Raw genomic sequence first — 15404 nt, forward strand, 5'->3', positions numbered from 1 at the left:
CGAGAGAACCGGGCCTTCGCCCGGTCACAGCACTAGCGTCCCGCGAACTCCTTGCTGACCGACTCGTACACGGACTTGGCCTCCGGGCCGAGACGCGGTCCGGCCAGCCAGCCCGTCGTCGCCGGGCCTATCGAGGTGTTCGATACCAGGGCGGGCTTGCCGTCGCTGCCCTTGGCGACCCAGCCGCCACCCGACGAGCCACTGGTCATGGTGCAGCCGATGCGGTACATCGTCGGCTGGTCCGCCTCGAGGGACAGCCGGCCCGGCTTGTCCGCGCACTGGTACATCCGCTCACCGTCGAACGGCGCCGCCGCCGGATAGCCCGTCGCCGTCATCTCGCCGATCTTCGACGCGGCGGGTGCGTCGAACTCCACCGGGAGCGCCGAACCGACCGTCTCCTCCAGCGACTTGCCGCTTCCGCCCTTCTCCGGCGTCACATGGATGACGGCGAAGTCGTACGGGGCGCCCTTGCCGCCGCTGGTCGCGCCCTCGGCGATCCACTGGTCGCTCGTCCGAGCCTCGTCGCCCCACCACACACCGTAGGGAGCGATCTCCTCACGGGTGGCCTCGCCGGACTTGGCCTTGTCGTTGTACGAGGGGACGAAGACGATGTTGCGGTACCAGCCGCCTTCCTTGCCCGCGTGCACGCAGTGGCCGGCGGTCCACACCAAGTTGGACTTGCCGGGGTTGGCGGGGTCCTTCACGACGGTCGCCGAACAGACCATGGTGCCCTTGGGGCCGTCGAAGAGCACCTTGCCCGCCTCCGGGACGTTCCCGTGGTACGGGGTGCTCACCGCCTGCGCGCGGACCGGGTCCGGAGTCGGGTCGGTGACCCCGTTGTCACCGGAGCTGTCCCCGTCCTCCACCGGACGGTCGGGCTGATCGGCGTCGCGCATCCGGTCCGGGTCCCAGAGGCCCTCGATGATGGGGTTGACGAAGTCCTTGGCCTCCCGCAGCCAGGTCTCCCTGTCCCAGTCCTTCCACTCGCCGTTCCGCCACTTGTCCAGGTCGATCCCGTGCTCCTTGAGCCGGTCCTTGAGATCGTCCGGGATCGTGATCTTGCCGTCGGCGGAGGCCGTCGCCGGGGCCGCGGCGGTGGGGCTGCTGTCGCCGCCCGCGTTGTCCTCGCTCGGACCACAGGCAGTCGCTGTGAGCGCGAGCGCTGCGGCGAGAGCCGCCGCCGCGAGAGCCGGGGTTCTGCGACCGGCGTTCCTCCCGCGGCGAGCTGAGAAGGTCGGGCGATTGAATCGCATGTCGTGATCCCCCTGGGACTCCATGAGTTACGTGACTTCCGGGACGAACTCCCGTCGCGCCGCCGGGCAGTGGGGTGCATGCGGAAGCGCGGCGCTCCACTATGCCGGTGCTCATGGGGACGGCCGGGAGCCGGGGCCCGGTTCCCAGCCGTAACGATCTTCCAAATGCCCGTGATCCATTGGTTTCGGCGTCGTTGGTACGTACGGGGGACACACGGTCAGGGTTCAGCGCCGCCGCGTCGTGCGGTGCTGGGGCTCCGTACCGATGTGGACGCACATCCGTCAGCGGGAGGACCAGGAGGACCCTTGGACGTGGACGTGGACGTGGACGAAACCGCCCTGCCGGCGCAGCCCGCGGCACAGGAGGGGATCCTCCGCCGCCAGTCGCTCCGGGAATCCGCGGCGCGTACGTATGCGCGTTCACTCCCGATCGTTCCCGTACGGGCCAGGGGCCTGACGATCGAAGGCGCCGACGGCCGCCGCTACCTGGACTGCCTGTCGGGCGCCGGCACCCTGGCCCTCGGCCACAACCATCCCGTCGTCCTCGAAGCGATCCGCAAGGTGCTCGACTCGGGGGCGCCCCTCCATGTGCTCGACCTCGCCACACCGGTCAAGGACGCCTTCACCACCGAGCTGTTCGCCACCTTGCCGCGCCGACTCGCGGAGAACGCTCGCATCCAGTTCTGCGGCCCCGCCGGAACGGACGCGGTCGAAGCGGCCATCAAGTTGGTGCGTACGGCGACCGGCCGCTCAGGACTGCTCGCGTTCACCGGCGCTTACCACGGAATGACCGCGGGAGCGCTCGACGCGTCGGGCGGCGCCACCGAGGCACGGGTGACCCGGCTGCCGTTCCCGCAGAACTACCGCTGCCCGTTCGGGACCGGCGGTGAACGCGGCGCCGAGCTGGCGGCCCGCTGGACGGAAAGCCTGCTGGACGACCCCAAGGGCGGCGTCCCCGCCCCCGCCGGGCTGATCCTCGAACCCGTACAGGGGGAGGGCGGAGTCATCCCGGCACCGGACGTCTGGATGCGCCGGATGCGCGAGATCACGGCCACCCGTTCCATCCCGCTGATCGCGGACGAGGTGCAGACCGGCGTCGGCCGTACCGGTGCCTTCTGGGCGGTCGAGCACAGCGGCATCGTTCCCGATGTGATGGTCATGTCCAAGGCCATCGGCGGCTCGCTGCCGCTGGCCGTCATCGTGTACCACTCCGACCTCGACATCTGGCAACCAGGAGCGCACGCCGGTACGTTCCGGGGAAACCAGCTCGCCATGGCGGCCGGTGCCGCCACGCTCGCCTACGTCCGTGAGCACCGCTTGGCCGAACGTGCCGCCACGCTCGGAGCACGTATGCTCGGCCGGCTCCAGGGGCTGGCGGCGACCCACTCCTGCATCGGCGACGTGCGCGGACGCGGCCTGATGATCGGCGTCGAGCTCGTGGACCCGGACACCGACGACCACCGCGCCACCGCCCCGCCGCCGGCGCCCGCCCTCGCCGCCGCGGTCCAGCAGGAGTGCCTGCGCCGCGGGCTCATCGTGGAACTCGGCGGGCGGCACGCGGGCGTGGTACGGCTGCTTCCCCCGCTCACTCTCACCGATGAACAGGCCGCCGCGGTCCTCGACCGCTTCGCCGACGCCCTCGCAGCGGCCGAGGGCTCCCCCCACCGCCGGAACGCCATCGGGCAGTCGCACTGATCGCACTGATCACTGATCTCACCGATCGCGCGGATGCCCCGCGGACGGCCCGCCTCCCGCGGACGCTCCGCGTCCCGATGACCCCCGGATGACAGCACAAGGAAGTCCACTGTGAACTCCACCCCCGTCGCCCCCGGCGCTTCAGAGCCCGACGGCCCAGCCCCCCACCTCCCCGCCGCGCGGCCCGGGCCGCGCACCGCACTCGCCGTCGAGTCGCCGGCACAGCCGCGACAGGCCGCCGGGCCCGGGGCCGCGCGGCCGGCCGGCCGTCAGGAGCCGTACGCCGCTGATCCGCCGGGAGACCCGGAATACGTGGACGACGGCACGGACCCGTTGGACCAGCGCGATCCGCTTCTCGCCGCGGATGCCGCCGGCGTCGAGAATCTGCTGCGCTGCTGGGTCAGGGAGACAGACCTGCCCCGCCCGGACGGACCGACACTCCATATCCCGCTCCCTGCCAGCGGCACCGCCCTTCACGTCCCCGTCCGCTACTGGTCCGCCACCGGTTGGCATCGATTCGGGGCGCCCGCTCTGGAAGGCGCGCCCGCCGGCGCGCCGCCGGCGGACGCCGTCACCGTCGCCGCGCTGCTCACCCGGGAGCAGGGCGGCCCCGAGCCCCAGTCCACCAGCGGCGCCGAACTCGTCGGCAGGGTCGCCGACTCGCTGCGCCGTACCGCCGAGTTCATCGCCGACCGCAGGCTGCGGCCCGGACCACGGCCCGACGCCGACCCATTCCTGGCCGCCGAGCAGTCGCTCGTACTCGGGCATCCGCTGCACCCCACTCCCAAGAGCAGGGAAGGGCTCTCCGAAGCCGAGAGCCGCCGGTACTCGCCCGAGTTGCACGGCTCCTTCCCGCTCCACTGGATGGCCGTCGACCGGAGCATCCTCGCCACCGGTTCCGCCTGGACCGAGCAAGGCCGCGCCGTCTCCGCCGAGCAGCTCACCAGACGCCTCGCCGGCGATCTCGGACTGCCGCCCGGCACCGCCGCGCTGCCGCTCCACCCCTGGCAGGCGCGCGAGGTGATCCGGCGCCCCGCCGTCGCCGCGCTCATCGAAGCCGGTCTGCTCCATGACCTCGGTCCCGGGGGCGCGGACTGGCACCCCACCTCGTCGGTGCGCACTGTTCACAAGCCAGGCGTCCGTACCATGCTCAAGCTCTCGCTGGGCCTGCGGATCACCAACTCCCGGCGCGAGAACCTCCGCAAGGAACTCCACCGCGGAACGGAGGTCCACCGGCTGCTCCGCAGCGGACTGGCCGCACAGTGGCGCAGCGCCCACCCCGGGTTCGACATCGTCCGCGACCCCGCCTGGCTCGCCGTGGACGACCGGGACGGCGCACCGCTCACCGGACTCGATGTCGTGCTGCGCCACAACCCCTTCGGTCCCGGTGACGACGCCGTCTGCGTCGCCGCGCTCACCGCACCCCGGCCCTGGCCCGGCCGCCCGGGGACGTACTCGCGCCTCGCCGACATCGTGCACCGCTTGTCCGGCCGCTTGAGGCGGCCCGTCAGCGCGGTCTCAGCGGAGTGGTTCCTGCGCTACCTCCGGTACGTCGTACGCCCCGTGCTCTGGCTGGACGGCACCGCGGGGATCGCCCTTGAAGCCCACCAGCAGAACACCCTGGTGATCCTCGATCCCGAGGGCTGGCCCGTCGGTGGGCGCTACCGGGACAACCAGGGCTACTACTTCCGGGAGTCCCACCGCGCGGCCCTGACGAGCAGACTGCCCGGCATCGGCGACACCAGCGACACCTTCGTCAGCGACGCGGTCACCGACGAGCGGTTCGCCTACTACCTGGGTATCAACAACGTGCTCGGACTCATCGGTGCCTTCGGGTCACAGCGTCTCGCCGAAGAACGCGTCCTGATCGCCGCGTTCCGCCGTTTCCTGGGCTCCGCCGCGGACCTCGGCTCGCCACTGCCGGCTCAGCTGCTGGAAGCGAGCACCCTGCGCTGCAAGGCGAATCTGCTCACCCGGCTCCAGGGGCTGGACGAACTCGTGGGCCCGGTGGACACCCAGTCCGTCTATGTGACGATCAGCAACCCCCTCCATCTCTGAGGGTCGAGGACATCGCCCTATGCCCCCCACCACCGAATCCAGCGCCGGCGCCGAGTCCAGCACCGGCACCGGGCCCGGTATGAGCCTGGGTGTCGTCGGTCCTGTCGATGACCAGGCGCGGTCCGCCCCGGAATCCGGAGCGAGCTGCGAGGACACCCTTGATCTGCGGCTGCCCGGTGAATTCCTCGCCCTGCTCGGACCCGGCGAGAAGGATGACGGCGCGGCACCCCTGAAGGACGGCGCGGCACCCCTGAACAGCGCCGGAGCGCACCGGAGTGACGGCGGAGCGCCTCCGCGCGATGACCTGCTCGACGGGCCGGCCCACTGGGACGCGGTCGCCACACCGTTCGGCTCGTTCCGGTTGATTCCGGTCAGTGTCGAGCGTGATCTGAGGTTGATCAGCGGCTGGATGAACGACCCGGCGGTTGCCGCCTTCTGGGAACTGTCCGGACCCGAGTCCGTGACCAGCGCACATCTGCGGGCCCAAGTCGATGGCGACGGCCGCAGCATCCCCTGCCTCGGTGTCCTCGACGGCGCACCCATGAGCTACTTCGAAATCTACCGGGCCGATCTCGACCCCCTCGCCCGCCACTATCCGGCCAGACCGCATGACACCGGCATCCATCTGCTCATCGGAGGAGTCGCCGACCGGGGGCGCGGAGTAGGCACCGCTCTGCTGCGGGCCGCCACCGCGCTCGTCCTCGACAACCGCCCCCGTTGCGCACGAGTCGTCGCCGAACCCGATCTGCGGAACACCCCGTCCGTCTCCGCGTTCCTGAGCGCCGGTTTCCGCTTCGCCGCGGAGGTGGACCTCCCCGGCAAACGAGCGGCGCTCATGCTGCGCGAGCGCACCCTGGGCAGGCTGCTGTGAACAACCCGACGAACTCCATAGACCGCTCGTCCCACATAGGTTCCACCCGAGGAGTCCCCGTGCCGCAGTCCCCCGCCACCCCAGACTCCGACGCCTCTCCGGCCCTGTACGACCCGGCCGAGCTGGACCAGGCGACCTGGAGTCACGTGGCCGGCCGCATGCTGGCCAAGATGATTGCCGAGTTCGCCTACGAGGGCCTCGTCGAACCGCTCCCCGTCAGCCGCCCCACTCCCCACACCCACGCCCCGGAACCCGCCGATGTGCTCGCCGACGCCCCCGGAGCCGAGCGTGAGGCGGGAGATGCCGCGTACCGCCTCCGACTCGACCGCGGCGAACGGCTCACCTTCCAGGCACGGCGCGGTGCCTACGGCAGTTGGCGGGTGGTACCCGATTCGATCGCGCTCGACGGGGTTCCGTTCGGCGACCCCCTGCGGTTCCTCGTCAGTGCGCGCGAACTCCTCGACCTGGACGGCGCCACGCTGGGCCATCTCATCCGCGAACTGAGCACGACCCTCGCCGCCGACTGCCGGCTCGCCCACGAGGCCCTCTCCGCGGCCCTGCTCGCCGACCTCGACTACGCGGCGCTCGAAGGCCATCAGACCGGCCACCCCTGGCTCGTCCTCAACAAAGGCCGCATCGGCTTCTCGGCCGGTGACGCCGCCCGCTGGGCTCCCGAAGCGCGCAGGCAGACCCGGCTGCCCTGGATCGCCGTCAGCACCGAACTCGCCGTCTACCGCGGAGTACCCGGGCTGGCGACCCCTGACGCACTCTACGCGCGGGAGTTGGACGACGAGGTACGCGCGGCGTTCGCCGCTGAGCTGCGTGCACGGGGACGGGATCCCGAGCGCTATCTGCTCCTCCCCGTGCACCCTTGGCAGTGGGAGCACGTGGTGCTGCCGCTCTACACCGGCCCCATCGCGAACGGCGACATCGTGCCGCTGAGCGCGGACGCCGATCTGCGGCTGCCCCAGCAGTCCATCCGCACCTTCCTCAACACCAGCCGCCCCCACCGTCACACGGTGAAGCTCCCGCTGTCCGTCCTGAACACCCTCGTCTGGCGCGGACTGCCCACCGAACGCACCCTCGCCGCCCCCGCCGTCACCGGATGGGTGCGGTCCATCCGCGACGACGACCCCTTCCTGCGCGACGACTGCGGGGTGATCCTGCTCGGTGAGGTCGCGTCCGTCACCGTCGAGCACCCGCTGTACGACCGGCTGCCGGACGTGCCGTACCAGTACCGGGAGCTGCTCGGTGCCATCTGGCGCGAACCGCTGCGCCTGCCACCCGGGGAACGGGCCCGAACCTTGGCATCCCTGCTCCACACCGACCCTCAGGGCCGCGCCTTCACCGCCGAACTGGTCGAGCGCTCGGCGCTCGCCCCCACCGTCTGGCTGCGACGCCTGTTCGCCGCGCTGCTGCCGCCCCTGCTGCACTACCTCTACCGCTACGGCACCGTGTTCTCGCCGCACGGGGAGAACGCCATCGTGGTCTTCGACGAGCACGACGTCCCCGTACGTCTCGCGATCAAGGACTTCGTCGATGACGTCAACATCAGCGCCGAGCCGCTGCCCGAGCACCGTTCCATGCCGGACGAGGTGCGGGCGGTCCTGCTGACGGAGACGCCGGAGTTCCTCACCCAGTTCATCCACTCGGGTCTTTTCGTCGGTGTCTTCCGCTTTCTAGCGCCCCTGTGCGAGGAGCAGCTCGGAGTGCCGGAGAGCGAGTTCTGGTCACTGGTACGGGCCGAGATCCTGCGCCACCAGGCGCGGTTCCCGGAGCTCAAGGACCGCTACGAGCAGTTCGATCTGCTCACTCCGCGTATCGCGCGCCTGTGCCTCAACCGCAACCGGCTGCACCTCGACGGCTACCGCGACCGCTCGGAGCGCCCGCACGCCGCCATGCATGGACTGGTACCCAATCCCCTCGCCGCAGGATGAGGCCGTCGGACGGATCGCGGCTGTGCCGGTACGGGCCCGCGCTGTCAGTGGCGCACCGTAGGGTGGACGGTCTATGACGAAGTCCTCCCTCTCCGAGCTCCTCCACGCCGCGGTCACCGCTGTCGGCGGGGTCGAGCGGCCCGGCCAGGTCACCATGGCCGAGTCCGTGGCCGCTGCCGTTGACGACGGCTCCCATTTGCTGGTCCAGGCCGGTACCGGCACCGGAAAGTCCCTCGGATACCTGGTGCCGGCCCTGGCACAGGGGGAGCGTGTGGTGGTGGCCACGGCGACGCTCGCGCTCCAGCGCCAGCTCGTGGAGCGCGATCTGCCCAGGGCGGTCGACGCGCTGCACCCGCTGCTGCGGCGCCGCCCGGAGTTCGCCATGCTCAAGGGCCGGTCGAACTACCTGTGTCTGCACCGACTGCACGAGGGTGTGCCCCAAGAGGAAGAGGACGGCCTCTTCGACCCCTTCGAGGCCGCCGCGCCCACCAGCAAGCTGGGCCAGGACCTGCTGAGGCTGCGTGACTGGTCGGACGAGACGGAGACGGGCGACCGCGACGACCTCACGCCGGGCGTGTCCGACCGTGCGTGGTCCCAGGTGTCCGTGTCGTCCCGGGAGTGCCTCGGCGCCTCGAAGTGCGCGTACGGGGCCGAGTGCTTCGCCGAGATGGCAAGGGAGCGGGCCAAGCTCGCCGATGTCGTGGTGACGAACCACGCGCTGCTCGCCATCGACGCGATCGAGGGCGCGCCCGTGCTGCCCTCGCACGAGGTGCTGATCGTTGACGAAGCACATGAGCTGGTGTCCCGGGTGACCGGTGTGGCCACGGGCGAGCTCACCCCCGGGCAGGTCAACCGCGCGGTGCGCAGAGCTGCCAAGTTGGTCAACGAGAAGGCCGCCGACCAGTTGCAGACCGCCGCCGAGGGCTTCGAGCGGCTGATGGAGCTCGCCCTGCCCGGCCGTCTCGAGGAGATCCCGGAAGACCTCGGCTATGCGCTGATGGCGCTGCGTGACGCGGCCCGCACGGTCATCTCCGGCCTCGGGGCCACCCGGGACAAGTCGGTTCAGGACGAGGACGCCGTGCGCAAGCAGGCACTCGCCTCGGTTGAGTCCATCCACGATGTGGCGGAGCGCATCACCGCCGGCTCCGAGTACGACGTCGTCTGGTACGAGCGTCACGACCGCTTCGGCGCATCCTTGCGGGTGGCGCCGCTCACGGTTTCCGGGCTGCTCCGGGAGAAGCTCTTCGCGGATCGCTCCGTCGTCCTCACCTCGGCGACGCTCAAGCTCGGCGGAGACTTCAACGGTGTGGGCGCCTCGCTCGGGCTGGCCCCCGAGGGCGTCGCGGGCGACGATCTGCCCGTCTGGAAGGGCATCGATGTCGGATCGCCGTTCGACTACCCCAAGCAGGGGATCCTCTACGTCGCCAGGCATCTGTCCCGTCCCGTGCGGGATGGCGGCCGGGAGGACATGCTTGATGAGCTCACCGAGCTGATCCAGGCGGCCGGGGGCCGCACGCTCGGCCTGTTCTCCTCGATGCGGGCCGCCCAGCTCGCAGCCGAGGAGCTGCGCTCACGTATGCCTGAGTTTCCGATCCTGCTCCAGGGCGAGGAGACACTCGGCGAGCTGATCAAGAACTTCGCGGCCGACCCCGGGACCTGTCTGTTCGGCACGCTCTCCCTCTGGCAAGGGGTCGATGTCCCCGGTCCGAGCTGCCAGTTGGTGGTGATGGACAAGATCCCGTTCCCGCGCCCGGACGATCCGCTGATGAGCGCACGCCAGAAGGCGGTGGAGGACGCGGGAGGGAACGGGTTCATGGCCGTCGCCGCGACTCATGCGGCGCTGCTGATGGCCCAGGGCGCCGGCCGCCTCGTACGGGCCACGGGGGACAAAGGGGTGGTCGCCGTGCTCGACCAGCGGCTCGCCACGGCGCGGTACGGAAGCTACCTCAAGGCCTCCCTGCCCGACTTCTGGTACACCACGGACCGCAACCAGGTGCGCCGCTCGCTGGCCGCTATCGATGCGACCGCGAAGGCCGAGGGGCGCTGAGCCGGTAACCGGCTGAGCTTTGAGCCCTGCCCTGCAGGCCGACCGGACGAAGCAGCCCCCTGCCGGACTTCCGTGCGGGAAGTCGTCGCAGGGGGCTGGCACGATTGGGCCCCGGGACCGGCGCAGTGGATCCCGGGGCCGGTCAGAGCCGACGAGTGGGGTCACACCCGTCGAAGCACCGCCACCACCTTGCCGAGGATCGTGGCCTCGTCGCCCGGGATCGGCTGGTACGCCGCGTTGTGCGGAAGCAGCCAGACATGCCCGTCCTCGCGCTTGAAGCGCTTGACCGTGGCCTCGCCGTCCAGCATCGCGGCGACGATGTCGCCGTTCTCCGCGACTGGTTGACGGCGCACCGTCACCCAGTCACCGTCACAGATCGCGGCTTCGATCATCGAGTCACCGACGACCTTCAGCACGAACAGCTCACCGTCGCCGACGAGCTGCCGGGGGAGAGGGAAGACGTCCTCGACGGACTCCTCGGCGAGGATCGGGCCACCGGCGGCGATCCGGCCGACGAGCGGTACATAGGAGGCGGCCGGCTTGCCGGAGGTGTCCGTCGGCTGCGTGGCCGGCTGGTCGGAGCCGCGCACCTCATAGGCCCGGGGACGGTGCGGGTCGCGGCGCAGGAAGCCCTTGCGCTCCAGGGCCATCAGCTGGTGGGCGACCGAAGAGGTGCTGGACAACCCCACCGCCTGGCCGATCTCCCGCATCGACGGCGGGTAGCCCCGACGCTGCACGGAGTCACGGATGACCTCGATGACCCGCCGCTGCCGGTCCGTGAGGCCGGTGCTGTCCGCGCGGATCCCCGGGGGCCGACCGGGCAGCGAGCGCGTAGGTCGCGAAGGGTCGGCCCCATCCGGGGTCGTGGCTGCGTCGTTCATGGCATGCACCGGCTCGAATCGGTTCTGGGAGCGGTCCTGGGCAGTGATGGTGGCACTGTCTGCTGTGGTGGTCACGTCGGCCCCTCTCGAAATGGTCTCCCTAGCTGGACAACGGTAGTTGCTTTCGAAAGGTTGCGCCAAACACACGTTCGAGTGAAAAAACGTGATTGACCGTACCTTTATGCGTGCCCGGGTGTATGGGTGCGCGCGGTCCCGTGGTCTGGGACAGTCGCACGCGACACGGATGTACTTCCAGTGTGTCATCCGCGGCCCCTGAAACCGGGGAGACGCGCGACTCCCGTAGGCTCGTCACCGGCGGGCCGCCGACGAGCGCCGCGCCTCTCCCCTGGACAGCTACGGGTCGCCTCCGGCGGTGCCGCATGCCTGACCTCGCCGGGCGCGAGGCCTCCGGTGCGCGACACGCGCCGCGAGGACACGCGCTAGGAGAGGGAAGGCGGCCAAACCCAAGATCTAGTGGTTGGATTGGGGCCGTCACCCACAAGTTGTGGTCCCCGGTGATTCACGGTCCGGGAGATCGCCTATGCTTGTGGCTGCTTCGAGGGGGTGAGCACCTCCTGCCGGGGCTATTCAGTCGTGCCATGAAGGAGGGTTGGGAGCCATGCACTGCCCCTTCTGCAGGCATCCGGACAGCCGTGTCGTCGACAGTCGGACCACCGATGACGGTACGTCGATCCGGCGCCGCCGCCAGTGCCCCGACTGCTCCCGTCGGTTCACGACGGTGGAGACCGCCTCGCTGATGGTGATCAAGCGCAGCGGGGTGACCGAACCCTTCAGCCGTACCAAGGTCATCTCCGGTGTGCGCAAAGCGTGCCAGGGAAGGCCGGTCACCGAGGACGCCCTCGCTCAGCTCGGCCAGCGGGTCGAGGAAGCGGTGCGCGCCACCGGCAGCGCCGAGCTGACCACCCACGACGTGGGACTGGCCATACTCGGCCCCTTGCAGGAGCTCGACCTGGTCGCGTACCTGCGCTTCGCGTCCGTTTACCGAGCGTTCGACTCGCTCGAGGACTTCGAGGCCGCCATCGCGGAACTCCGTGGGCAGCGGCCGTCCGCGCGGGAGCGTGGGGCCGACGTGCCCGCACCCCATGCGGTGGGCGCGGTGCCCGCCACCGCCGCCGACTGATCACGGCGGCCCGGCGAGTGCCGGCGACCGGCCGCGCAAGCGGCAAAGACCTGTCATGGGCGCTGTGCGCGGCGCGGCGCCCCTGGCATCAGACAGAAACTGTGCCACGGGAAGATCTGGGCACTTCAGGGCGTTTTCGCCCGTATATGGGAGGCGGCATGACAGAGACGACGAGCGGCCCGGCACGGGGTTCCCGAGCCAAGGGCGGCAAGGCCGCGGCGGCCCGGCAGGGTCTGCGTATCGAGCGCATCCACACCACCCCCGGCGTACATCCGTACGACGAGGTCGTGTGGGAGCGCCGCGACGTCGTCATGACCAACTGGCGCGACGGCTCGGTCAACTTCGAGCAGCGCGGAGTCGAGTTCCCCGACTTCTGGTCGGTGAACGCGGTCAACATCGTCACCAGCAAGTACTTCCGTGGCGCGGTGGGTACCCCGCAGCGCGAGGTGAGCCTCAAGCAGCTCATCGACCGCATCGTGAAGACGTACCGCAAGGCCGGTGAGGACTACGCCTACTTCGCCTCGCCCGCCGACGCGGAGATCTTCGAGCACGAGCTCGCCTACGCCCTCCTGCACCAGATCTTCAGCTTCAACTCGCCGGTGTGGTTCAACGTCGGCACCCCCCAGCCCCAGCAGGTCTCCGCCTGCTTCATCCTGTCCGTCGACGACTCCATGGAGTCGATCCTCGACTGGTACAAGGAAGAGGGCATGATCTTCAAGGGCGGCTCGGGTGCCGGGCTGAACCTCTCCCGCATCCGCTCCTCCAAGGAACTGCTGTCCTCCGGGGGCAACGCCTCCGGTCCGGTCTCCTTCATGCGCGGCGCCGACGCCTCCGCGGGAACGATCAAGTCGGGCGGCGCCACCCGCCGTGCCGCGAAGATGGTCATCCTGGACGTCGACCACCCCGACATCGAGGACTTCATCGAGACCAAGGTCAAGGAAGAGGAGAAGATCCGCGCGCTGCGCGACGCGGGCTTCGACATGGACCTCGGCGGCGACGACATCACGTCGGTCCAGTACCAGAACGCCAACAACTCCGTCCGCGTGAACGACGAGTTCATGAAGGCCGTCGAGGCCGGCGGGAAGTTCGGGCTGCGCGCCCGGATGACCGGTGAGGTCATCGAGGAGGTCGACGCCAAGTCTCTCTTCCGCAAGATGGCGGAGGCCGCCTGGGCCTGCGCCGACCCGGGCATCCAGTATGACGACACCATCAACCACTGGCACACCTGCCCCGAGTCGGGCCGGATCAACGGCTCGAACCCGTGCAGCGAGTACATGCACCTGGACAACACGTCCTGCAACCTGGCCTCGCTGAACCTGATGAAGTTCCTCAAGGACGATGGCGAGGGCAGCCAGTCCTTCGACGTCGAGCGCTTCACCAAGGTGGTCGAGCTCGTCATCACGGCGATGGACATCTCCATCTGCTTCGCCGACTTCCCCACCCGGAAGATCGGTGAGAACACCCGCGCCTTCCGCCAGCTCGGTATCGGCTACGCCAACCTCGGCGCGCTGCTGATGGCGACCGGCCACGCCTACGACTCCGACGGTGGCCGGGCCCTGGCCGGCGCCATCACCTCGCTGATGACCGGCGCGTCCTACCGCCGCTCCGCCGAGCTCGCCGCCGTCGTCGGCCCGTACGACGGCTACGCCCGCAACGCCGAGCCGCACCAGCGGGTCATGAAGCAGCACGCCGACGCCAACACCACGGCGGTCCGCATGGACGATCTGGACACCCCGATCTGGGCCGCGGCCACCGAGGCCTGGCAGGACGTGATCCGCCTCGGCGCCAAGAACGGCTTCCGCAACTCCCAGGCCTCCGTGATCGCCCCGACCGGCACCATCGGCCTGGCGATGTCCTGCGACACCACCGGCCTTGAGCCGGACCTGGCGCTGGTCAAGTTCAAGAAGCTGGTCGGCGGCGGCTCCATGCAGATCGTCAACGGCACCGTGCCGCAGGCGCTGCGCCGCCTCGGCTACCAGCCGGAGCAGATCGAGGCCATCGTCGCCCACATCGCCGAGCACGGAAACGTGATCGACGCCCCCGGGCTGAAGGCCGAGCACTACGAGGTCTTCGACTGCGCCATGGGCGAGCGTTCCATCTCCGCGATGGGCCACGTCCGCATGATGGCCGCGATCCAGCCCTGGATCTCCGGCGCGCTCTCCAAGACGGTCAACATGCCGGAGTCGGCGACCGTCGAGGAGGTCGAGGAGATCTACTTCGAGGCCTGGAAGCTGGGCGTCAAGGCGCTCGCGATCTACCGCGACAACTGCAAGGTCGGTCAGCCTCTCTCCGCGAAGAAGAAGGAGGAGAAGAAGGAGGTCACCGAGAAGGCCGAGGAGACGATCCGTACCGCGGTCGAGAAGGTCGTCGAGTACCGCCCGGTCCGCAAGCGCCTTCCCAAGGGCCGTCCCGGCATCACCACCTCCTTCACCGTCGGCGGCGCCGAGGGCTATATGACCGCCAACTCCTACCCGGACGACGGTCTCGGCGAGGTCTTCCTGAAGATGTCCAAGCAGGGCTCGACCCTCGCCGGCATGATGGACGCCTTCTCGATCGCCGTCTCGGTCGGCCTTCAGTACGGCGTGCCGCTGGAGACCTACGTCTCCAAGTTCACCAACATGCGCTTCGAGCCGGCCGGTATGACGGACGACCCGGATGTGCGGATGGCGCAGTCGATCGTCGACTACATCTTCCGCCGCCTGGCTCTGGACTTCCTGCCGTTCGAGACCCGCTCGGCACTCGGCATCCACTCCGCCGAGGAGCGCCAGCGCCACCTGGAGACCGGTTCGTACGAGCAGTCCCTCGACGAGTCCGAGGTCGACGTCGAGGGCCTGGCCCAGTCCGCCCCGCGCCAGCAGGAGCCCCTGAAGGCCGTGGCCACCCCGAAGGCAGAAGTCCCGGCGCCCAAGCAGGCGCACACCTCGGCGGAACTGGTCGAGATGCAGCTCGGCATCAGCGCGGACGCCCCGCTGTGCTTCTCCTGCGGTACGAAGATGCAGCGGGCCGGTTCCTGCTACATCTGCGAGGGCTGCGGCTCGACCAGCGGTTGCAGCTGATATCGCGGGAAGCCGAGCGGGATCGCAGCTGACGCGTCATTGAGCGTCCGAGAGGGTGCCGGCCCGAGGCCGGCACCCTCTCCTGTGTCCCCGGTCCCGGGCAGGACCTCAGAGGACTCGAATGGCGTGAGGCTCGTCGGCGCGGAGCGGACGCCGTGCACTTCCTCGGTGCCCGTATCGAGGAAGGTGAGGTCGCCTCCTGGGCCGACCTGTACATGGACCCGGCCACGGGCACCGCAGAGATCGAGGACCTGGTCACCTCTGAGGCGCATCTGCGGCGTGGCCATGCCGACGCCGTCCTGGGCTCGGCTCTGCGGCTGGCAGCCGACGCGGGCTGCGGCACCCGGTTCCTGCTCGCCGACGCGGCGGACTGGCCGCGGCACTGGTACGAGCGCCGCGGCTTCTCCGTCATCGGCCGGACGCACTGGTTCGAACGCGTCTGAGCCGGGAGATCACTGTGACGAG

Annotated in this window: 9 protein-coding genes and 1 pseudogene; 8 read left to right on the forward strand and 2 right to left on the reverse strand. The window is 69.9% G+C overall.

What is annotated here, in order from left to right:
* Nucleotides 1–32: 32 nt before the first annotated feature.
* On the reverse strand, nt 33–1253 hold the full coding sequence (locus ACFWI9_RS21470; protein WP_387164232.1) for a trypsin-like serine peptidase: 1221 nt from the start codon (nt 1251–1253) through the stop codon (nt 33–35).
* Between the two features lie 318 nt (nt 1254–1571).
* Here ACFWI9_RS21470 and ACFWI9_RS21475 point away from each other — a divergent pair, with 318 nt between their 5' ends.
* The 5 genes from ACFWI9_RS21475 to ACFWI9_RS21495 all read left to right on the forward strand — a co-directional run bounded on the left by ACFWI9_RS21475 (nt 1572) and on the right by ACFWI9_RS21495 (nt 9861).
* On the forward strand, nt 1572–2948 hold the full coding sequence (locus tag ACFWI9_RS21475; RefSeq protein WP_387164264.1) for a diaminobutyrate--2-oxoglutarate transaminase family protein: 1377 nt from the start codon (nt 1572–1574) through the stop codon (nt 2946–2948).
* A gap of 111 nt (nt 2949–3059) precedes the next feature.
* Entirely contained in the window at nt 3060–5006 is a 1947-nt protein-coding gene (locus tag ACFWI9_RS21480) for an IucA/IucC family protein (RefSeq protein ID WP_387164233.1), read from the forward strand.
* A 19-nt stretch (nt 5007–5025) separates the two neighbouring features.
* Nucleotides 5026–5877: a GNAT family N-acetyltransferase gene (locus tag ACFWI9_RS21485; RefSeq protein ID WP_387164235.1), complete on the forward strand. Its 852-nt coding sequence runs from the start codon at nt 5026–5028 to the stop codon at nt 5875–5877.
* 59 nt (nt 5878–5936) lie between these two features.
* A complete protein-coding gene (locus tag ACFWI9_RS21490) occupies nt 5937–7814 on the forward strand; it encodes an IucA/IucC family protein (RefSeq protein WP_387164236.1) in 1878 nt (625 codons plus the stop codon).
* A 73-nt stretch (nt 7815–7887) separates the two neighbouring features.
* The gene (locus ACFWI9_RS21495) at nt 7888–9861 is read left to right on the forward strand and encodes an ATP-dependent DNA helicase (RefSeq protein ID WP_387164238.1); all 1974 of its coding nucleotides are present in this window, start codon (nt 7888–7890) and stop codon (nt 9859–9861) included.
* A 161-nt stretch (nt 9862–10022) separates the two neighbouring features.
* On the opposite strand, the gene lexA is transcribed toward ACFWI9_RS21495, so the two are convergent.
* Nucleotides 10023–10817 (reverse strand): transcriptional repressor LexA, encoded by a 795-nt coding sequence (gene lexA / locus ACFWI9_RS21500; RefSeq protein ID WP_387164239.1) that lies wholly within the window; start codon nt 10815–10817, stop codon nt 10023–10025.
* A gap of 544 nt (nt 10818–11361) precedes the next feature.
* Here lexA and nrdR point away from each other — a divergent pair.
* The 3 genes and pseudogenes from nrdR to ACFWI9_RS21515 all read left to right on the forward strand — a co-directional run.
* Nucleotides 11362–11883 (forward strand): transcriptional regulator NrdR, encoded by a 522-nt coding sequence (nrdR, locus tag ACFWI9_RS21505; RefSeq protein WP_387164241.1) that lies wholly within the window; start codon nt 11362–11364, stop codon nt 11881–11883.
* Between the two features lie 158 nt (nt 11884–12041).
* Nucleotides 12042–14939, forward strand: coding sequence for a vitamin B12-dependent ribonucleotide reductase (locus ACFWI9_RS21510; RefSeq protein WP_387164242.1), 2898 nt, complete (start codon nt 12042–12044; stop codon nt 14937–14939).
* Between the two features lie 125 nt (nt 14940–15064).
* A pseudogene (locus ACFWI9_RS21515) lies at nt 15065–15382 on the forward strand (GNAT family N-acetyltransferase); the annotation flags it as partial.
* Nucleotides 15383–15404: the final 22 nt, after the last annotated feature.

Source organism: Streptomyces sp. NPDC127084, from assembly GCF_042724175.1.
In the GTDB taxonomy this organism is placed as follows: domain Bacteria; phylum Actinomycetota; class Actinomycetes; order Streptomycetales; family Streptomycetaceae; genus Streptomyces.